Source organism: Endozoicomonas sp. G2_2, from assembly GCF_017744135.1.
Classification (GTDB): Bacteria; Pseudomonadota; Gammaproteobacteria; order Nevskiales; family Salinisphaeraceae; genus Salinisphaera.
This window is the reverse complement of sequence record NZ_JAGHQU010000007.1, coordinates 138,433-158,847: the sequence shown is the minus strand read 5'-3', so window position 1 is coordinate 158,847 and position 20,415 is coordinate 138,433. Positions and strand designations below refer to the sequence as shown.

The 20,415-nt window shown below is 64.8% G+C and carries 19 protein-coding genes and 1 tRNA gene; 5 read left to right on the top strand and 15 right to left on the bottom strand.

The features are described 5' to 3' along the window. Nucleotides 1-15: 15 nt before the first annotated feature. Entirely contained in the window at nt 16-177 is a 162-nt protein-coding gene (locus tag J7355_RS10460; RefSeq protein ID WP_209062402.1) for a hypothetical protein, read from the top strand. A gap of 823 nt (nt 178-1,000) precedes the next feature. Here the strand turns inward: J7355_RS10460 and J7355_RS10455 are convergent. The 11 genes from J7355_RS10455 to miaB all read right to left on the bottom strand — a co-directional run bounded on the left by J7355_RS10455 (nt 1,001) and on the right by miaB (nt 11,104). After that, nucleotides 1,001-1,074 (bottom strand) — tRNA-Gln (locus tag J7355_RS10455). A 57-nt stretch (nt 1,075-1,131) separates the two neighbouring features. Then, nucleotides 1,132-1,524, bottom strand: a complete 393-nt coding sequence (gene rpsI / locus J7355_RS10450) for a 30S ribosomal protein S9 (RefSeq protein ID WP_209062399.1) — start codon at nt 1,522-1,524, stop codon at nt 1,132-1,134. Nucleotides 1,525-1,527: 3 nt separating this feature from the next. After that, complete coding sequence (rplM, locus tag J7355_RS10445) at nt 1,528-1,956, bottom strand: 50S ribosomal protein L13 (protein ID WP_209062370.1); 429 nt, start codon at nt 1,954-1,956, stop codon at nt 1,528-1,530. A gap of 113 nt (nt 1,957-2,069) precedes the next feature. After that, nucleotides 2,070-2,657 (bottom strand): nitroreductase, encoded by a 588-nt coding sequence (locus J7355_RS10440; protein WP_209062368.1) that lies wholly within the window; start codon nt 2,655-2,657, stop codon nt 2,070-2,072. A gap of 36 nt (nt 2,658-2,693) precedes the next feature. Further along, the gene (gene lptE, locus J7355_RS10435) at nt 2,694-3,245 is read right to left on the bottom strand and encodes an LPS assembly lipoprotein LptE (protein WP_209062366.1); all 552 of its coding nucleotides are present in this window, start codon (nt 3,243-3,245) and stop codon (nt 2,694-2,696) included. A gap of 8 nt (nt 3,246-3,253) precedes the next feature. After that, entirely contained in the window at nt 3,254-5,692 is a 2,439-nt protein-coding gene (gene leuS, locus J7355_RS10430; RefSeq protein ID WP_209062364.1) for a leucine--tRNA ligase, read from the bottom strand. Between the two features lie 79 nt (nt 5,693-5,771). Beyond that, a complete protein-coding gene (gene lnt / locus J7355_RS10425; RefSeq protein ID WP_209062362.1) occupies nt 5,772-7,301 on the bottom strand; it encodes an apolipoprotein N-acyltransferase in 1,530 nt (509 codons plus the stop codon). Between the two features lie 3 nt (nt 7,302-7,304). After that, nucleotides 7,305-8,162, bottom strand: coding sequence for a transporter associated domain-containing protein (locus J7355_RS10420; protein WP_209062360.1), 858 nt, complete (start codon nt 8,160-8,162; stop codon nt 7,305-7,307). Between the two features lie 72 nt (nt 8,163-8,234). After that, nucleotides 8,235-8,705 carry an rRNA maturation RNase YbeY gene (gene ybeY, locus J7355_RS10415; RefSeq protein WP_209062358.1) on the bottom strand — a complete coding sequence of 157 codons (471 nt, stop codon included), beginning with the start codon at nt 8,703-8,705 and terminating at the stop codon, nt 8,235-8,237. Between the two features lie 6 nt (nt 8,706-8,711). After that, nucleotides 8,712-9,692 carry a PhoH family protein gene (locus J7355_RS10410; RefSeq protein ID WP_247739908.1) on the bottom strand — a complete coding sequence of 327 codons (981 nt, stop codon included), beginning with the start codon at nt 9,690-9,692 and terminating at the stop codon, nt 8,712-8,714. Nucleotides 9,693-9,721: 29 nt separating this feature from the next. Next, a complete protein-coding gene (gene miaB, locus J7355_RS10405) occupies nt 9,722-11,104 on the bottom strand; it encodes a tRNA (N6-isopentenyl adenosine(37)-C2)-methylthiotransferase MiaB (protein WP_209062356.1) in 1,383 nt (460 codons plus the stop codon). Between the two features lie 446 nt (nt 11,105-11,550). Here miaB and J7355_RS10400 point away from each other — a divergent pair, with 446 nt between their 5' ends. Next, nucleotides 11,551-12,396, top strand: a complete 846-nt coding sequence (locus J7355_RS10400) for an endonuclease/exonuclease/phosphatase family protein (RefSeq protein ID WP_209062354.1) — start codon at nt 11,551-11,553, stop codon at nt 12,394-12,396. Between the two features lie 39 nt (nt 12,397-12,435). On the opposite strand, the gene J7355_RS10395 is transcribed toward J7355_RS10400, so the two are convergent. After that, a complete protein-coding gene (locus J7355_RS10395) occupies nt 12,436-13,182 on the bottom strand; it encodes a cyclic nucleotide-binding domain-containing protein (protein ID WP_209062352.1) in 747 nt (248 codons plus the stop codon). A gap of 187 nt (nt 13,183-13,369) precedes the next feature. Between J7355_RS10395 and J7355_RS10390 the strand changes: the two genes are divergently transcribed. Together J7355_RS10390 and J7355_RS10385 are read left to right on the top strand one after the other, a co-directional pair. After that, a complete protein-coding gene (locus J7355_RS10390) occupies nt 13,370-13,858 on the top strand; it encodes a universal stress protein (protein WP_209062350.1) in 489 nt (162 codons plus the stop codon). Nucleotides 13,859-13,965: 107 nt separating this feature from the next. Beyond that, entirely contained in the window at nt 13,966-14,412 is a 447-nt protein-coding gene (locus J7355_RS10385; protein WP_209062348.1) for a universal stress protein, read from the top strand. 59 nt (nt 14,413-14,471) lie between these two features. Here the strand turns inward: J7355_RS10385 and J7355_RS10380 are convergent, their stop codons facing one another. The 3 genes from J7355_RS10380 to J7355_RS10370 all read right to left on the bottom strand — a co-directional run bounded on the left by J7355_RS10380 (nt 14,472) and on the right by J7355_RS10370 (nt 17,141). Next, nucleotides 14,472-15,065 carry a pyridoxal 5'-phosphate synthase gene (locus tag J7355_RS10380; RefSeq protein WP_209062346.1) on the bottom strand — a complete coding sequence of 198 codons (594 nt, stop codon included), beginning with the start codon at nt 15,063-15,065 and terminating at the stop codon, nt 14,472-14,474. Nucleotides 15,066-15,203: 138 nt separating this feature from the next. Next, nucleotides 15,204-15,737 (bottom strand): single-stranded DNA-binding protein, encoded by a 534-nt coding sequence (ssb, locus tag J7355_RS10375; RefSeq protein WP_209062344.1) that lies wholly within the window; start codon nt 15,735-15,737, stop codon nt 15,204-15,206. Between the two features lie 39 nt (nt 15,738-15,776). Continuing rightward, nucleotides 15,777-17,141, bottom strand: coding sequence for an MFS transporter (locus J7355_RS10370; RefSeq protein WP_247739907.1), 1,365 nt, complete (start codon nt 17,139-17,141; stop codon nt 15,777-15,779). A 218-nt stretch (nt 17,142-17,359) separates the two neighbouring features. Between J7355_RS10370 and uvrA the strand changes: the two genes are divergently transcribed. Continuing rightward, the gene (gene uvrA, locus J7355_RS10365) at nt 17,360-20,326 is read left to right on the top strand and encodes an excinuclease ABC subunit UvrA (protein WP_209062340.1); all 2,967 of its coding nucleotides are present in this window, start codon (nt 17,360-17,362) and stop codon (nt 20,324-20,326) included. The last annotated feature ends 89 nt before the right edge of the window (nt 20,327-20,415 follow it).

Sequence of the window (20,415 nt, the reverse complement as noted above, 5' to 3'; positions counted from 1 at the left end):
GGTTCGATGGTGGTCATGACGATATCCATAGCCCTCCTCCTTGCCGCGCTCGGCTGCGGTGCACTGGTCTGGGCGAAAAGACGTCGAGAACAGCGCCACCAGGTGGACATCACCTATCGCCGCATGCGAGGCGAACGCTTGAAGCCGGACCGCTGGCGTCGCGACGCCGATCACTGAAACCCGCTCTCGGTATCTATCCCGGCCCTCGCCGCGCGGCGCACCCGATCTGCACGAAGGTACGACATGTGTAGGCGGGCTTTCCGCTCACGCCTACTTGCTGCAAGAGAATGCGCCAAACCACATGCTGCGAGTTGGGAGACGCACGCCGTGTGTTCGACGCGCCATACCTTTTGACTTGGCGCGTCCAGCCAATCGAATAGATCCGCCGATCGTGGCACTTCCGGCATTCGGGTCGGTGCGCGGCGCGTAATAGTCGAGTCGACGAATCATCACCGACAATCCGATTGATCGACATAGGGCGCGATCTCAGGCGGGCTGTTGCGGCGGTCACCGGAAATTCGGTTTATTCGCGGCTGCGTCGCTGCGCGCCGGCGTACCTCGCGCGTTGCGCGCTCGTGTAACCGGCAGGCTCTCGATCGGAACCCCGAGTTATAGACACGAAAAACCCGCCTTTTGGCGGGCTTCGGTCGCACTACGTGGTTCGGAAGAACCAGGATTATTCGCGGCGTCGCCGCTCACCCCTTCGGGGCCGGTATCGCTTTGCGATACCGTTCTCGCGAGCTTTGCTCGCTCGTCGAACGGTTGGTTCTCATCTGGAACCCCAATGATAGACACAAAAAACCCGCCTTGCTTGGATCGCTTCACCGGGGTCGGAAAGACCAGGATTGCTCGCGGCTTCGCCGCTCGGCCCTCCGGGCCCAGTTTGGCTACGCCAAACTGTCCTCGCGAGCGTTGCTCGCTCGTCGAACGGTTGGTTCTCATCTAGAACCCCAAGTGATAGACACAAAAAACCCGCCTTGTGGCGGGTTTTTTGTGTCTATGGCTGGGGAACCAGGATTCGAACCTGGATTGACGGAGTCAGAGTCCGTAGTCCTACCGTTAGACGATTCCCCAACAGCGACTTGGGTCGGGCCGGGACTACTCGGCCCTTCAATCGTACAGTTGCAAGCGTTAGCGCTTGGAGTACTGCGGCGACTTGCGTGCCTTGTGCAGGCCGATCTTCTTGCGCTCGACCTTGCGGGCGTCGCGGGTCATGTAGCCCGCGGCACGCAGCGGTGCGCGCATCATTTCGTCGTACTGCACCAGCGCACGCGCCAGTCCGTGACGAATGGCGCCGGCCTGGCCGTTCGGGCCGCCGCCGGCGACCGTGACGTTGATATCGAAACGATCGGTCGCTTCCGTGGCTTCCAGCGCCTGACGCACGATCATGCGCGAGGTCGGACGACCGAAGTATTGGTCCAGCGTCTTCTTGTTGACGGTGATCTGGCCGCTACCCGGCTTGATGAAGACACGGGCGGTCGCGGTCTTGCGACGGCCGGTACCGTAGGCTTGTTCGGTTGCCATTGACTAAATCTCCAGCGTCTGCGGCTGCTGTGCGGTATGCGGATGCTCGGCGCCCGGATAGACGCGCAGCTTGCGGGCCATCTGACGGCCCAGCGGGTTCTTCGGCAGCATGCCCTTCACCGCGTGCTCGATGACGCGCTCCGGATGTGCCGCGAGCTGATCCTCGAGGGTGATCGACTTCATGTTGCCGACGTACCCGGTAAAGCGATAGTAGATCTTCTGCTGCGGCTTCTTGCCGGTGACCCGAATCTTGGAGGCGTTCACGACCACGATGTGATCGCCGACATCCATATGCGGGGTGTATTCCGGCTTGTGCTTGCCACGCAGGCGCGTGGCGACTTCCGAAGCCAGACGGCCGAGGGTCTTGCCGTCGGCATCGACGACATACCAGTCACCGGGGACTTCGTCTTTCTTCGCAGAAAACGTCTTCATTGCACTGTTCCTGGACCAACGCGATTAGGCAGCCGGGCGGCTGCGAAAGCGCGCAATTCTATAGGGCGTACACGGTATTTGCAACGCCCGAATTCGGGGTCGCGAGTGATGCGCTACGGACAGCGGCTCACGATGCTGTCCAGATCACTGCGCTGGCTGCGAGGCCTGCGCCTTGGATAGCCGTACCATAGCAGACCCACGCAGTATTCGCGCGCTGCATCGATACCGAGCATGGGCAGCAGATCGGGCGAGCGTGTCACTTCCCCGCTGATCCATTTGCTGCCCAGGCCAGCGCTGTGCAGGTACAAGGCGAGGTTCTGCAGTGCGCAGGCACAGGCAGCATAGTCTTCGCGCGCGACGACCGGATCGTCATTGTGCTCGCAGGTCACCGCGAGCCATCCGGGCATCTGCTGCCAGCGTTCGCGTTTGGCTGCGGCTACCTCGTCGCCCTTGCGGGCGGCAACGAGACGCGTGTTCAGATCGACGATCGCGGCGCGGGATTCGGGCCCGATCAGGTAGAAACGCCAGGGCTGGGTCAGATGATGATTCGGCGCCCAGCGCGCGACCTCGATGGCGTCGCGGATGATCGCCTCGTCCGGCACCTCGGCAGTGAACTGATCGACGGTACGACGACCGCGTATGAACTCGGCCGCCTGGGCTGGAGATATGGGGCTGGACGTCAGTGCGGCGCGATCGGCCATGACAGAACGTACGGTCGGAAAATGACGGCGACGATTCTAACGCTCGAGCCGGTCGTTGGCGGTCGCCACCCGCAGAAGAATCAGATGCGCGAGTTCCTCGTGCATGCTGGTGAGCAGTTCGCTCTGCTCCTGCTCGGCGCCGAGTCGCTCGGTATTGTCGAAACTGTAATTGCGACTGATCTTGAGCGTCTCGTTCTGGAGCTGGCTGGCGCCCTTCACGTCGTAATCGAACGAGACTTCAGTGGTGAGTTCGTACTCCGCGACCCGACCGTCCACCGGGCTCACCGACACGATGCGCTGCCGGTTGTCGATTTCTTCGATATCCAGCCGCGCCGGCGCATCCACCTCGCCAAGCACGCCGCGCTCGCGCAGGCGCTGACGCAGGGTTTCGACCAGCGGCGGGTCGCCCACCCGATAGTCGTCGTTGTAGCTGACGTACATGGATTCGATGCCGTCCGGCAGCGGCGACGCGCCCTGCAGGTGAAAACCGCAGCCGGCCAGCAGCATACCCACGCCGGCAAGCAGCGCCAGCACGCCACCGCGCATCCGGTTGTGCGACCGCATCGTTCGGGTGTTGTTGTCGTTCATAGCGCGATCTATACCACGAGATTGACGAGCTTGCCCGGCACGACGATCGTCTTCTTGATCGGCGCGCCGTCGATGAAGCGCAGTACATTGCTCTCGGACTGCGCGATCTCGGCGACCGCGTCGCGGTCGGCCTCCGCCGGGACATCGATCTTCGCGCGCACCTTGCCGTTGACCTGCACGACGAGGGTGAGCGTATCGCGCGCGAGCGCCGCCTCGTCGGCCCGCGGCCAGGCCACGTCCAGCAGCAGGTCGTCGTGGCCCAGCTCGCGCCAGAGGGCGTCGCAGACATGGGGCGTGATGGGGGCGAGCATCTTCACGACGGCTTCGAGCGCTTCCTGACGCACGGCCTGTTGCGGCTCGTCGCTGCCGTCGGCACGGCCGAGCGCGTTGCACAGTTCCATGATCGCGGCGATGGCCGTATTGAAGGTGTAGCGCCGGCCCACGTCGTCGCCGACCTTGGCAATGGTCTCGTGCAGCTTGCGGCGCAGCTCGCCGGCCTCGCCTTTGGCGCTCGTCGCCGGCGCGACGATGCCGGCTTCGACGTGCTCCGCGACCAGCCGCCACAGGCGCTTTATAAAGCGATTGGCACCTTCCACACCGGCTTCCGACCACTCCAGCGACTGCTCGGGCGGCGCGGCAAACATGGTGAACAGGCGCACCGTGTCGGCGCCATAGCTTTCGATCAGCGCCTGCGGGTCCACGGTATTGCCCTTGGACTTGGACATCTTGGCGCCGTCCTTGAGAACCATGCCCTGGGTGAGCAGGCGCTTGAACGGCTCGCCGGCGTCGGACAGGCCCTCGTCGCGCATCACCTTCTGGAAGAAGCGCGCATAGAGCAGATGCAGGATGGCGTGCTCGATGCCGCCGATGTACTGGTCCACCGGCAGCCAGTAGCGCTCGCGATCGTCGAGCATGGCATCGGCGTCCGGGCAGGCGAAACGGGCGAAATACCAGGACGACTCCACGAAGGTGTCGAAGGTGTCGGTTTCGCGTTTCGCTGCCTTGCCGCAGGTCGGGCAGTCGACGTTCACGAACTCGGGCATGTCCGGCAACGGCGAACCGGCACCTTCCGGCGTGACGTCTTCCGGCAGCACCACCGGCAGATCGGCTTCGGGTACGGCTACCGGGCCACAGTCATCACAGTGGATGATCGGAATCGGCGCGCCCCAGTAGCGCTGGCGCGACAGCCCCCAGTCGCGCAGGCGGTACTGGGTCTTGCGGCGGGCGATGCCCTGGCCTTCAAGACGGTCGGCGATATCGGCAAAGGCGGTCTCGAAGTCCTTGCCGTCGTCCTCGCCCGAGTTGATCAGTACGCCCTTCTCAGCACTCGCGCCTGCGCTGATGTTCGGCGCGTTGCCGTCGGCGTCTGCAACCACGGGCACGATCGGCAGATCGTAGGCGGTGGCGAACTCCCAGTCGCGCTGGTCGTGGGCCGGCACGCTCATGACGGCGCCGGTGCCATAGCCCATGAGCACGAAATTGGCCACGAAGATCGGCAGCCTGTCGCCGGACAGCGGATGGATCGCTTCGACCGGCAGGCGATAGCCGCACTTGTCGCGTGTTTCCAGGCTGGCTTCGGCAGTGCCGGCCTTGCGGCATTCCTCACAGAAGGCAGCCAGCTCGGCGTCGGTATCCGCGGCCGCGGCGACCAGCGGATGATCGGCGGCCAGCGCCATATAGGTCGCGCCGTGCAGGGTGTCGGGGCGCGTCGTGTAGACGGTGAGCGGGGCGTTCTGGCCGGCAACCTCGAAGTCGATCTCCAGACCGGTCGAGCGGCCGATCCAGTTGGCCTGCATGGTCTTGACCGCATCCGGCCAGCCGTCGAGGGTGTCCAGATCGTCGAGCAGTTCGTCGGCATAGTCGGTGATCCGGGCGAACCATTGCGGGATCGCCCGCTGCTCGACGACCGCGCCCGAACGCCAGCCGCGCCCGTCCACCACCTGTTCGTTGGCGAGCACGGTCTGGTCGACCGGGTCCCAGTTGACCACCGACTCCTTGCGATAGACCAGGCCTTTTTCGAACAGCCGGGTGAACAGCCACTGTTCCCAGCGGTAATAGCTCGGATCGCAGGTGGCCAGCTCGCGCGACCAGTCATAGGCGAAGCCGAGCTGCTTGAGCTGACCGCGCATGTAGGCGATGTTTTCGCGCGTCCATTGTGCCGGCGGCACGCCGTTCTTGATCGCCGCGTTCTCGGCCGGCAGGCCGAAGGCGTCCCAGCCCATGGGCTGAAGCACGTTGCGGCCGCACATGCGCTGATAGCGCGAGATCACGTCGCCGATGGTGTAGTTGCGCACATGCCCCATATGCAGCTTGCCGCTCGGGTACGGGAACATCGACAGGCAATAGAACTTCTCGCGGTCGTCGCGCGTGACCTCAAAGGCGCCGGCGGCGTCCCAGCGGGCCTGCACGTCGGCCTCGATTGCGTCGAAACGGTAGGTGGAATCCATCGGCGGCTATGAATCGTCAGCGGCAAAAACAGCCGGCAAGTGTACTGCGTCGCATGCCGCTACGCATCAGCACCGGCGGCTAGTCGGCCTTGCGCACGGGACGACGCCGGCGCTGCACGAACCCCGCCAGCAGCCCCAGCCCGGTCAGCAGGAAACCGGCAATCCACAGTGGCCCGTCACCGATGCGCATATACGGGGTGAGGCCCTCACGTGGCTGCACACGGGATTCGATATTGGCCACCGTGAATTCGGGCGTACGTTCTCGTACCCGGCCGTCGTAGTCGATGATCGCCGAAATGCCGGTATTGGCGGCTCGCAGCATGGGCCGCCCGGCCTCGAGTGCGCGCATGCGCGCGATTTCCAGATGCTGGGCCGCGGCCGTGGTGCCCGCAAACCAGCCGTCGTTGGTGACATTGACCAGCAGACCGGCGGCCGGCAGCGCCTTGGCGATTTCGTAGCCGAACGCATCCTCGAAACAGATCGACAGCCCCACTTTCACGCCGTCGACATCGATCAGCGGCTGGTCGTCGGCACCGAAACCGAAGTCGCTGTAGCGCATGTCGATGCCGTCGAGCCAGCTCTTGATGAAATCCGGCACCGGAAAATACTCGCCGAACGGCACGAGATGACGCTTGTAATAGCGCCCCTCGCCCGCGCCGAGCGCGAGCACCGCGTTGTAATACGGCGCATCGTCGGATTCGTGCACGAGCACGCCGGCCAGCACTGTCTGGTCGCGGTCGCCGGCCAGCTTGCGGATATCGGACAGATAAGCCTGGACCCTGTTTGCCGGCGCGGGGATCGCGACCTCCGGCCAGACCACGAGATCGGCGTTGGAGCGTTCGGTGAGCGCGCGATAGCGATTGAGCGTGGTCGCGAAGGTGTCGCGCTGCCACTTGATCGACTGGGCGAAGTTGCCCTGCACCACATCGACGCTGATCGGCGCCCCCGCGGGCCGGGTCCATTCCATGGCCGGGGGCGTGTACCACAGCCCCAGCGGCGTCAACGCGATGATCGCCACCGCCAAGGCACGCGCGAACAACGAACCGGCAAACAGCAACACCACCGTGGACGCGCCGATCATCATCAGCACGCCGAGAAAATACACGCCGCCAAGCGGCGCGAGCGAGGTGACCGGGGCATCGATGAGCGAATAGCCGAGCGACAGCCAGGGAAAGCCGGTCATCACCCAGCTGCGCACCAGTTCGGCCAGCAGCCAGGCGCCGGGAAGGATCGCGAGCGCCCAGACCGAGCGCGGCAGGCGCCGCGTGAATCCGGCCAGCGCCCCGACGAATGCCGGATACAACGCCATATAGACGGTCAGAAGACAGACCAGCCCGATGGCCATCGGCAGCGGCGCGCCGCCGTAGTAGTAGGTGGACACGAAGGTCCAGTAGATGCCGGTGCCGAAATGCGCCAGCCCGAACACGAAGCCGCGCCACGCGCCACGGCGCGTTGTCGCCGGCCACCACAGCGCTATGAGACCGACGAGCGCGAGGAAGGTCAGCCCGTAATAGCCAAACGGCGCAAAGCCGAGGGTGGCCGCCGCCCCCAGAAGGGCGGGGGCCAGGACGTCGAGACCGAAAATGCGGGCCAGGCGCGCGACGCCCATGCCCTACTCGGAAGCCTCCGGCAGGATCGTCATCTGAAACAGATGGATACGCCGCGAATCTGCGCGCTGCACGTTGAACTGGAAACGATCGATGATGGTCGTCTCGCCGCGCTTGGGCATATGCCCGAACTCGTGCACGACCAGCCCGCCGATGGTGTCGAAGTCCTCGTCCGAGAATTCGGTGTCGAAGTACTCGTTGAACTCCTCGACCGGCGTGAGACTGCGGATGAGAAAGCGATTCTTCTCCTGTCGCAGGATGTTCGCGCCCTCGGCCTGGTCGTATTCGTCGTCGATGTCGCCCACGATCTGCTCGAGCGCGTCCTCGATGGTCACCAGGCCGGCCACACCGCCGTATTCGTCGACCACGACCGCCATGTGGTTGCGCGAGGCCTTGAACTCCTTGAGCAGCACGTTCACGCGCTTGGATTCAGGGACATAGACCGCCGGGCGCAGCACCGAGCCGAGTTCGAAGTGGTCGCCGTCATTGCCGGACTCGGCCAGCTGCAGCATGTCCTTGGCCAGCAGAATGCCGACGACCTCGTCGCGCGATTCGCCGATCACGGGAAAACGCGAATGGCCTGATTCAATCGCACTGGACAGCACGTCGACCGCGGCCGCGTCGGATTCGACCACGACCATCTGCGAACGCGGGATCATGATGTCGCGCACCTGCTGCTCGGACACCTTGAGCACGCCCTGCATCATCCAGAGCGCGTCGATATCGAGCAGGCCGTTCTCCTGGGCCTCCTTGAGCACCGTCACCAGTTCATCACGATCACGCGGCGGGCCGGCGAGGCTCATGCCGATCTGTCGCAGCCAGTTTCCGCTGTTTCGGTTCTGGTCGCTGTCGTCGTCGCTCATTGCGTGTGCGGCCGCAGCCGCGCCCTCCCGTCGTTGATTCTGGTTTTGGACTTGGCCCTGCGGCCTGCGGTGTCAGTCGTGCGCGCGTGCGCGATACGGATCGTCGTGACCGAGCTCGGCCATGATCCGACGCTCCAGCGTTTCCATGGTATCGGCTTCATCGTCGCCGATGTGATCGTAGCCGAGCAAGTGCAGAACGCCGTGCACGACCATGTGGCACAGATGCGCGTCCACCGACTTGTGCTGCGCGTCGGCTTCGCGTTCGATCACCGGCATGCAGATCACGAGATCGCCGAGCACCACAAGACCGGGCAACTCAGCACCCGCAGGGAACGACAGCACGTTGGTCGCATGGGGCCTGTCGCGATAATGGCCGTTCAACCGGGCCGACTCGGCCACGTCGACCAGCCGCACGGCGATCTCGTAGACCGGCTCGCTATCCTGTCCCGCGCCGCGCAGGGCCGCGATCGCGGCCGTCTCGAGAGCGGCCGTCTCGACCGATGCAACACCGGGCGCGCACTCGAGGGCGAGTTCGACGTTCACGCTGGACTAATGACCGCTCTGTTCGGCTTCGCTCTCGCGATCGTAGGCCTGAACGATGCGCTGGACCAGCGGATGGCGCACCACATCGCGCGCCGAGAACCGGGTCACGCTGATGCCTTCGATATCCTGCAGCAGCCGCACGGCGTGGCGCAGGCCGGATTTCTTGGCCACCGGCAGGTCGATCTGGGTCATGTCGCCGGTCACGACGGCGGTCGACCCGAAACCGATACGGGTGAGAAACATCTTCATCTGCTCGACGGTCGTGTTCTGGGCCTCGTCGAGGATGATGAAGGCCTCGTTGAGCGTACGCCCGCGCATGTAGGCCAGCGGCGCGATCTCAATCACGTTGCGCTCGATCAGCCGGCTCACCCGGTCGAAGCCGAGCATCTCGTAGAGTGCGTCGTATAGCGGTCGCAGGTACGGATCGATCTTCTGGGCCAGATCACCGGGCAGAAAGCCCAGGCGCTCGCCGGCTTCGACCGCCGGACGCACCAGCAGCAGGCGCCGCACACGCTCGGATTCCAGGGCGTCCACCGCCGCGGCCACGGCGAGATAGGTCTTGCCGGTCCCGGCCGGGCCGATGCCGAAGTTCAGATCGTTGTCGGCCAGATTCGCCAGATAGCGCCGCTGGCTGGGACCACGACCGCGCACCAGACCGAGGCGCGTCTTGATCACCACGTCGCGCGGGGACTTGTCCTCGGTGTCGCCGCCACGCTCGCGCTCGGCGGTACGCGCGACGATATGCACGCGCTCCGGGTCGATCGCGCCGGCCGCCGTTGCGGCATACAGCTCGTTGAGGGTATCGATCGCGGCCTCGGCCGCCGCCTCGCCGCCTTCGACCTGAAACAGATGCCCCCGATTGTGCACATGCACGTCCAGCGTGCGTTCGATCAGGCGCAGGTGTTCGTCCTGTGGCCCGCACAGATGGGCGAGACGATCGGTATCCGGCGGCGTGAGTTCGAGGGTCTTGCGGATGTTTTCGCTCAAGATGACTCGTCAGGTTGGCGGCTGCCCAATCAGCCCGCCGCGGTGGCGAGCTCGGGCGTGGCCGGCTGGGGTTCGATCACGGCCACGCGGCCGCGCAGCGAATTGTCGAGCGCTTCAGTGACTTCGACCTCGATGAAATGCCCGACCATGCGCGGGTGACCGTCGAAGTTCACCCAGCGGTTGGAATCGGTACGGCCGGCCATCTGGCCACCGCCGCGCTTGGATTCGCGCTCCACGAGCACGCGCTGGGTCGTACCAACCATGCCCTGCATGTATTGCCGGTTGAAGTCGCCGATGCGCTTCTGCAGCCGCGCGAGACGCGCTTTCTTCTCGTCACGCGGGGTCTCGTCGGCCATGTCGGCGGCCGGCGTACCCGGACGCTTGCTGTAGACGAAGGAAAAGGCCGCGTCGAAGCCGATATCCTCGACCAGCTGCATGGTCTGCTCGAATTCCTCGGCGCCCTCGCCCGGATGGCCGACGATGATATCGGTCGACAGGCTGATGTCCGGACGCACCTCGCGCAGCTTCGCGATCCGCTCGCGGAAGTGGTCCGCCGTGTAGCCACGCTTCATATCGGCCAGCACGGCATCCGAACCGGACTGCACCGGCAGATGCAGATAGTTGGCGAGCTTGGGCACCCGGGCATAGGCCTCGATCAGCGCGTCCGAGAATTCCAGCGGATGGCTGGTGGTGTAGCGGATACGCTCGATGCCCTCGATCTCGGCCACGAACTCGACCAGCATCGCCAGATCGCAGACCGAGCCGTCTTCCATCGGCCCGCGATAGCCGTTGACGTTCTGCCCCAAAAGCGTGATTTCCTTCACGCCCTGCTCGGCCAGCTCGGCGACTTCGAGGATCACATCGTCAAAGGGCCGCGAGATTTCCTCGCCGCGCGTGTAGGGCACGACACAAAAGCTGCAGTACTTGGAGCAGCCTTCCATGATCGACACGAACGCGGTCGCACCCTCGGCTTTCGCCGGCGGCATGTGGTCGAACTTGTCGATTTCCGGGAAAGCGATATCGACGATGCCGGCGCCATTGTCCTGTACGGCGTCGAGCATCTCCGGCAGCCGGTGCAGCGTCTGCGGGCCGAACACCATGTCCACGAACGGCGCGCGCTCGCGGATCGCATGGCCTTCCTGCGAGGCGACACAGCCACCCACGCCGATCACGATTTCGGGCCGTTCGAGCTTGAGCTCGCGCCAGCGGCCGAGCTGGGAAAACACCTTTTCGGCCGCTTTCTCGCGCACCGAGCAGGTATTCAGCAAAATGACGTCGGCTTCTTCCGGCGTATTCACGCGCTCGGCGCCGCGCTGCTTGCGCAGCACTTCCACCATCTTGGCCGAATCGTACTCGTTCATCTGGCAGCCCCAGGTCTGAACGAAGACTTTGGGTTGGGTCGCGCTGGTCATGACCGATTCGTGCCCTGTCGGGCCCATTCAAGCAAGCCAGATAGTGTAACCCACACTACAAAACCTGGCGCCTTTCGAGCCGCGAACGCATGCCGATCCACCGAATTGATAACGAGCGCCGCGCCAGCCCTATCCTTAAATCGACGCGCGGCGCCGCTTTGCCGAAAGGCGCAAACCACGGCAAATACCCGGCGCCAAAGGCGTTGCGATACAGTGCCGGTGGAATCTGCAACTTTGTTTTGCGTGCACTACTCCATACCCTGGCAACCCCAACGCGTTTTCGAAAGCGCCGCCCGATCATGACTGTTGCCGCCGTGTCGCCGCGCCGGCGAACCATATCGTCCGCGCGCCGGATTTGCGCGGCGCTACTCCTGGCTGGCCTGGCGGGCTGTACCACGGTGCCCACGACCCGTTTGGTGCAAGACACCGGCTACCCCGATGGCGCATTGGATGCGCGTTCAATCACGCTGGTCAGCTGGAATGTCGAGAAAGGCAACGGCGACAACTGGGCTAGCCTGGATAGCGATGCCGCGCTTCGGGCGCGCCTAAGCAGCGCCGATCTGCTTCTGTTCCAAGAAGCGTGCGCGGCCGACTCGAATGCCACCGATAACGGCGGGCCCTCGGTAGACCCGTTGATCGATCTGCTGCGCGAACGCGGCTATGGCTGGTCGCTGGCGGTAGGCTTTGAATCCCGGCTGCTGGGCTGCGGGCCCGATACCGCTACCGGCGTGCTCACCGCCTCGCGTGTCCAGCCGCTGGCCGTGATGCCGCTGCGCAGCCGCCACCGCGAATTCGGCATCACGCCCAAGACCGCCCAAGCCAGCACCTTCGCGCTGCGCGGGAGCCCGCGGTCCGTCGACGACGCCGGCCCGAGACTGCTGGTGATCAACGCCCATCTGCTGAATTTCGAGTGGCTGGGCACGGGCGATGTGGGCGATCAGCTGGCCGCGATCGGTGCGCGTATCGCCGCCCATGCCGGACCGGTAATCCTGGCCGGCGACCTGAACACCCGCAACCAAAAGCGTCAGGCGCAGGTCGACCGGTTCGCGGCGCGCCACGACCTGCAACCGGTCTTCGGCGAGGCGCCGGCCGGGCGTACGCAATCCATCTTCGGCGGCGGCCATGCGCTGGATCATGTCTATTACCGCGGCCTGCAGGTCGTCGAGCCGGGCACCGTCGGGCAGGAGGCCGAGCGCGGTATGGCCGATCACAACAGCCTGACCGTGCGTTTCGCTCTGCCAGACGACAAATATCTCTCCGCGCGTCTACCGATGCCGCCACTGGCGCGATAGCGTGGCGCGAACGATCGCGCCGCACCCACCGAGGCAGGCTCAGGACTGATCTGCGACCCAGGCGCCCTGCCCGGAACGTTCGCGCAGCGCGCCCATATCCAGGATTTCGACTTCGCCGGGCGCGACCTTGATGACGTGATCGCGCTGGAGCTTGGTGAAAACACGGCTGACCGTTTCCAGGCGCATAGACAGAAAATTGGCCATCTCGTTGCGCTTCATACTCAACGGCACGCGATCGCCGGCCAACCCGCGCAACGCGAGGCGGCGGCTGAGCGTGAGCAGCAGGCTGGTGACCCGACCCTCGCTGTTCTTGCGCCCGAGCGTGAGCAGCAGTTGCTCTTCGTCGGAGAGAGCCTGGCTCATGAGCCGCATGAGCTGATGACGCAGGCTCGGCAATTCGTCGACCAGCGCATCAAGACGGTCGACGGGTATACGACAGACCGTGGTGGGCTCGAGCGCGATGGCGGTGCAGTGGTGGCGCTGATCGGCAAAGCCGTCCAGACCGAGCAGATCACCCGGGTAGTAGAAGCCGAGGATCTGCTCAAAGCCATCGGCATCCACCACGACGGTCTTCATCGACCCATCACGGATGGCATGGATGTTTTGTAGATCGTCGCCCTGTGCGAACAATTCGTCGCCCAGCTCCAACGGCTCGCCGGGGCGCACCAGCGCCTCCAGCCGGCCGACATCCGTAACGCTCAAGCCATACGGCAGGCACAGATAACGCAGCGAGCAGTGACTGCAGGTCTCGCTGAGCTGTTCGAGCTGACGCGACGACGCAACCATGGCGGCTCTTCTCCAAATAATGCGGTCAGGTCCGGCCGTTTGCCCCCACCGCTTCAGAGTAGCCAATCGCGGCCGGGTTTTCATGCAGGTCTGACGGCAACATGCAGCATACGGGAATTGATCTGGGTCAAGCCGTTGGCCTCGGCAGCCATGGAAACTGGCAGCGAAGCCCAAGGAGGAGACAGACATGACCCAGACGATTCTCGTACCCCTGGATCTGAACCAGGAACTCGTCATCGACAGCGTGTTCGCCGCGGTCAAGCGCGTGGCTGGCACGGAGAAGGCACGCGTCATACTGCTGACGGTGATCCCGGAAATCGATGCCGGTGACTTCCCCTATGTCGAGACCGAATACCTGAAAAAACTCGGCACCAGCGCACGCAACCAGCTGGAACGAATCGCCCGTGGCCAGATCGGCGACGCTCAGGACTGGGAAACGGACGTTCGCATCGGCCCGGTCGGGCGCACAATCGTGCGCCGGGCCGATCATTTCGAGGCCGACCTGATCGTGATGGCCTCGCACAACCCGGTGTTCTGGGACGTACTGCTGGGCAGCATCGCTGCCCAAGTGGTCAAGCATGCCCGGCATTCGGTGCTTGTCGTACGCCAGAAAGACCCCGGCAAGAGCGACAAGCCGCCGCAGGGCGATGTCAGCCGCGATGCCAGCGCCGCCTAGCAGCGTGACACGCCCGGCGCCCCGAAAACGGCGCCGGGCACATTCGTCATTTCGAAATCGAGCCGGCCGACAGACCCCGTGCCGGCCCGCAGTACGGTGGAGACGTCATGAAGAATCATATCCTTGTCCCGATAGACTTGGCCCACGAGGCCTCTTTCGACCTCATCTTCCCGGCGATCGGCGCCATTGCCAGAACCCGAGATGCGGTACTGCATTTGCTGACCGTGGTACCGAACGAACTGGCGGCCTGGCCGTATGTGCCGCGCAACTTTATCGACGATAGCCGCAAGCAGGCCGCCGAACAGCTCGGGGAGATCGCGCGGATCGACATGCCCGAAGAGATCGAATGGCACAGCGAAGCCGTAGTCGGCCCGGTTGCCCCCACGATCGTGCGCCGGGCGGTCGAGCACGGCGCCGGGCTGATCGTGATCGCCTCGCACGACCCGAAGGCGAGCGACATCCTGCTCGGCGGCGTGGCTGATCGCGTACTGCGACGCGCGCCCTGCTCGGTGCTGGTGCTGCGTGCCGCTGGCGGTTGGGCGTGGACAGGTTAGACCGGGCCGCGGCGCCGGCGGTTTTGCGTTGGAATGCCCGCCGGACGCCGGTACCGAACTCAGGGTTCCTGTACGGCGCTTTGCCAGCCGCCGCCGGGGGCGCGCTCGAAAAGATAGCGCGGCCGCGCCCGGTGCCAGCCGGTCGCCCAGAATTCGAGCCGGGTCGGCGACAGCCGGTAGCCGAGCCAGTTGTCGGGCCGCGGCGCGCGGTGAAAGCTGTAGGTGTCGTGCTCCTGTTCCAGCCGCGCGTGAAACGCATCGAGATCGCCAAAGACGGCGTGCTGCTCAGAGCTGCGCGCGACCAGCGTGCTTTCATGTGATCGCTGGGCCCAAAGCCGGTCAGCCGCTTCGTCGTCGAGGAGATCGACGACGCCCTCGACATTCACCTGTTGCTGCAGACCACGCCAGAAAAAACACAGTGCGGCATGCGGGTGCCAGCGCAGCTGCTGACCCTTGCCGCTGCGCGTGTTGACGAAGAACACCAGCGCATCGCCGTCGATCTGTACATAGACGGTACGAACGCTCGGGCGGACGAAGGCAGGGTCGACGGTGGCAAGCGTGGCGGCATGCGCATCGCTCTCGCCGCGTCGGCGGGCGGATTCGATCCACTCGGCAAGATGGCCTACCGGGTCGGTGACTTCGCTGACGTTCATGGCGCGCTCTTTCGGTTGGAATTGGAACGCCAGTGTCGGCCAGGCCGAACGAATGCCACTTGATCTGCGTCAACCGCTGCCCAACGAAAAAGACCCTCGCGAGGAGGGCCTTTTCGATATGTCGACGAAGGAAAACGCCTAGAACGGGATATCGTCGTCCAGATCGTCGTCGAAACCGGGATCGCCACCCGCCGGCTCGCGCTGCGGCGGCTGGTAGGACTGCTGACCGCCGCGACCACCGCCGCCCTGGCCGCCGTAACCGCCACCCTGCTGCTGCGGGCGCTGTTGACCGCCGCCACCACCGAAGGGCGCGCTGCCGCCACCACCGCCGCCCTTGGAGTCGAGCATCTGCATTTCGTTGGCCACGATCTCGGTGGTGTAGACGTCCTGGCCTTCCTTGTTCTGCCACTTGCGCGTCTGGATTCGGCCCTCGACATAGACCTTGGACCCCTTGCGCAGATATTCGCCGGCCACTTCAGCCAGACGGGCAAAGAACACCACCCGATGCCACTCGGTGCGTTCCTGCATCTCACCGCTGGACTTGTCGCGCCAAGTGTCCGAGGTGGCGAGGTTGACGTTGGTCACCGCGGTGCCGCCGGCGGTGTAGCGCGTTTCCGGATCGGCGCCGAGATTGCCGATCAGGATCGCCTTGTTGATGCCTCTGCTTGCCATGGGATCACTCCATCGATGATTGGGTCGCCCGGGCGCGCCTCAGGCTTCGGCGGGCCGGTGGGAAAAAGCGTCGAGATCGACCGCGTCTGCCTGCGCGCTGTCGACCTTTATATAGGCCACGCCCTCGTCGAGGGCAACCGCGGCCTCCACCACGCCGGGCTGCGCCGCGAGGCGCGCCTGAAGCGCCGTGGCGTCCGCCGCGTCACGCACGTCCACGCTGATCATGCGCGTCTGCGTGAAACGCGGCGGCTTCATGGTAACCGCCACCACGAACCATAGCAGCGCCACGATCGCCGAGAAAATAAAGACCCCGGCCGCACCGTCCGCGCCATAGGCCCAACCGCCAACCGTGCCACCAATGAAAATGCCGAAGAACTGCGAGCTCGAGTACACGCCCATCGCGGTGCCCTTCGCATCGGCCGGGGCGACCTTGGAAATCAGCGACGGCAGGCTTGCCTCCATGATGTTGAAGGCGGCGAAGAACAGCGTGAGCACGACCACCAGCTCAACCAGGCTCGTATGCCAGGCCAGCAGCGCGAGCTGACTCAGCCCCAGGGTGACCACCGCCCCGACGAACACCGACTTCATGCGCCGCTTGGCCTCGGCGAGAATGATCATCGGCACCATGATGATCACCGACGCGGCCAGCACCGGCAGATAGACCATCCACAACTCGTTCTCGCCCACGCCGACGACGTCGCGCAGTAGCACCGGCACGGCGATGAAGCTCGCGGTGAGCATGGCGTGCAGCGCGAAGATGCCGAAATCCAGTCGCAGCAGCTGGGGATCGCTGAGCACCCGGGCAAACATCGCCGGGACCGCGCCGGTATCCCGGTGCGACTGCAGCTTCGCCGGCTGCGGCGTGACGCCGTAGAGCACGGCGATGCCGACCAGGGCCATCATCGCCGTCGCCCAGAAGATGCCGGAAACGCCGACCACCGCATTGAGCAACGGCCCGAGCACGAGCGCGAGCGCGAACGAAAGCCCGATGGTCATGCCGATCACGGCCATGGTCTTGGTGCGCTGTTCTTCGCGGGTGAGATCCGCGCCGAGAGCGAGAATCACCGAACCCACGGCCCCTGCCCCCTGCAGAATGCGGCCCGCGATCACACCATAGATACTGCCCGAAAGCGCGGCGACAACGCTGCCGGCGGCGAAGATGACCAGCCCGATGGTGATCATGCGCTTGCGGCCATAGCGGTCCGAAAGCATGCCGAACGGTATCTGCAGCAGCGCCTGGGTCAGCCCGTAGGCCCCCAGCGCCAGCCCGACGGTGACCGGGGTCGAGCCGTCCAGATGCTTCGCATAGAAGGCGAACACCGGGTAGATCATGAACAGACCGAGCATGCGCAGGGAGAAGATGCCTGCGAGGGAGAAAGCCGCCCGGGTCTCGAATCGGGTCATGAATACACTCTTGCCAGCGAGGGACCGCGGTGGTCGATACCCGACCATCGTGGCCCGCGGATGCGCGATCGGGCACCGCGAAACCGTCGAATGACGGCGCCAATCAGGCGGCGAATTCTAGCATAGCGCCCGCGCGGCCCCGCCTTCGCGCGCGTTTTGTGGCGCGCTTGCGGCGCTGCGTATACTTGTCGGTTATTCCTTTCCCCTGCGCCCGATCCATGGACAACATCCGCATTCGCGGTGCACGTACGCACAACCTGAAGAACGTCGATCTCGATCTGCCGCGCAATCAGCTGATCGTGATCACCGGGCTTTCCGGCTCCGGCAAGTCGAGCCTCGCTTTCGACACCGTCTATGCCGAAGGCCAGCGCCGCTATGTCGAGTCGCTGTCGGCCTATGCGCGCCAGTTTCTGTCGATGATGGAAAAGCCGGACCTCGATTCCATCGAGGGCCTGTCGCCGGCGATCTCGATCGAACAGAAATCCACCTCGCACAACCCGCGTTCCACCGTGGGCACGGTCACCGAGATTCACGATTATCTGCGTCTGCTCTATGCCCGTGCCGGTACACCGTACTGCCCGGACCACGACGAACCGCTGACCGCCCAGAGCGTGTCGCAGATGGTCGACCAGACGCTCGAAAAAGAGGCCGAATCCGCCTGGATGCTGCTCGCGCCGGTGATCCGCTCGCGCAAGGGCGAGCATCGCGACGTGTTCGAGCAGATGCGCGGCCAGGGCTTCGTGCGCATGCGCGTGGACGGCGAGATCGTGGAGATCGACGAGATCCCCGAACTCGATCCCAAGAAGAAACACGATATCGAAGTCGTGGTCGATCGCTTCAAGATCCGCGCCGATATCCAGCAGCGCCTGGCCGAATCCTTCGAGACTGCGCTGCGGCTATCCGAAGGCATCGCCTGGATCCTGCCCTGGCGCGGTGAAGCCGAGCCGGAGGTATTCTCTTCCCAGTTCGCCTGCCCGGTCTGCGGCTACTCGATCAACGACATGGAACCGCGGCTGTTTTCCTTCAACTCGCCGCACGGCGCCTGCTCGGGCTGCGACGGGCTGGGCTCGCAGAGCGTGTTCGATGTCGATCGCGTGATCACCGACGATTCACTCAGCCTCGCCGGTGGCGCGGTACGCGGCTGGGACCGCCGCAATCCCTATTTCTTCGGCCTGATCCAGTCGCTGGCCGAGGAGTACGGCTTCGATGTGGACACGCCCTGGCGCGATCTGCCGGAGAAAGCCCGCAAGGTGATCCTGGAAGGCTCGGGCAGCAAGCGCATCGAGTTCCGCTATGTGAATGCCCGCGGGCGCACGCGCGTGCGCAAGCATGCCTTCGAAGGCGTGCTCAACAACATGCAGCGTCGCTATGCCGAGACCGACTCCATGGCCGTACGCGAGGAGCTGGCCAAGTATCTGTCCGACAAGCCCTGCCCGACCTGCAACGGCGCACGCCTGAACACGGCGGCCCGCCATGTGCGCGTGGCCGACACCACGCTGCCGACGATCAATGCCGCCAGCATCGCGGGCGCGCATGAGATCATCGAAGCCCTCGATATTCCCGGCCACCGCGCCGAGATCGCCGCGCCGATTCTCAAGGAGATCCAGCAGCGGCTGAAATTCCTGCTCGATGTCGGCCTGAACTATCTCACCCTGTCGCGCAGCGCCGAGACGCTGTCCGGCGGCGAGGCCCAGCGTATCCGCCTGGCTAGTCAGATTGGCGCCGGCCTCGTGGGGGTGATGTACGTGCTCGACGAGCCTTCGATCGGCCTGCACCAGCGCGACAACCGGCGCCTGCTCAACACGCTCGAGCGCCTGCGCGATCTGGGCAATACCGTGATCGTGGTCGAACACGACGAGGACGCCATCCGCGAGGCGGAATACGTGGTCGACATGGGCCTGGGCGCCGGCGATCACGGCGGTCATGTGATCGCCGAAGGCACGGCCGAGGAAATTGCCGCGCACAAGCAGTCGCTGACCGGCCAGTACCTCTCCGGCCGGCTCACGATCCCGATTCCAGAAAAACGCATCGCCTTCGACGACGAGCGCGTGATCAAGATCACCGGCGCGCGGGGCAACAACCTCAAGAACGTGTCGGTCGAGCTGTCCATGGGCCAGCTGACCTGCATCACCGGCGTGTCCGGCTCCGGCAAGTCCACGCTAATCAACGAAACGCTGTTCCCGGCGGCCGCCCGCCAGGTCAACCGCGCCGTGGCCCGCGCGGCGCCGATGACCTCGATCGAGGGCCTGGAGCATCTCGACAAGGTCATCGATATCAGCCAGGCGCCGATCGGGCGCACGCCCCGATCCAACCCGGCGACCTATACCGGCCTGTTCGGCACCATCCGCGAGCTGTTCGCCAATACGCCGGAAGCGCGGGCGCGCGGCTATCAGCCGGGGCGTTTCTCGTTCAACGTCAAGGGCGGGCGCTGCGAGGCGTGTCAGGGCGACGGCGTGATCAAGGTGGAAATGCATTTCCTGCCGGATATCTATGTCACCTGTGACACCTGCAAGGGCGCGCGCTATAACCGCGAGACGCTGCAGGTCCACTACAAGGGCAAGACCATCTCCGACGTGCTGGAAATGCGCGTCGAAGCGGCGCTGGAGTTCTTCGCGCCGGTGCCGAGCCTGAAACGCAAGCTGGAAACGCTGATGGATGTCGGCCTGAGCTATGTGAAGCTGGGCCAGAACGCGACCACGCTATCCGGCGGCGAGGCGCAGCGCATCAAGCTCGCCCGCGAGCTGTCGAAACGCGATACCGGCCGAACGCTCTACCTGCTGGACGAACCGACCACTGGCCTGCATTTCCACGACATCAACCAGCTGCTCAAGGTGCTGCTGCGGCTGCGCGATGCCGGCAACGCGGTGATCGTGATCGAGCACAACCTCGACGTGATCAAGTCGGCCGACTGGCTCGTGGACCTCGGCCCCGAGGGCGGCGAAGGCGGCGGCGAGATCATCGCCACCGGCACGCCCGAGGACGTGGCCGCGGTCGAAGCGTCACATACCGGGCGTTTCCTGAAACCCATGCTGGGTGACACCACGCCGGGTACCGGCCACAACACCAGCGGCGACGAACGCGACCTGGCCTTGCCGCCGAAGAAGGAGCAGACAGAGAAGAAGAAGCGTCGCAAGCCGGCCGCCACCAACAGCGACGGCACCGCGCGCCGCCAGACATCAAGCTAGGACGCCGCGTTTCGGGCAAGTCTCACGCGAAGACGCCAAGGCGCGAAGAAGACTCTTCGACACGAGGGGCATTTCTCTTTGCGCCTTGG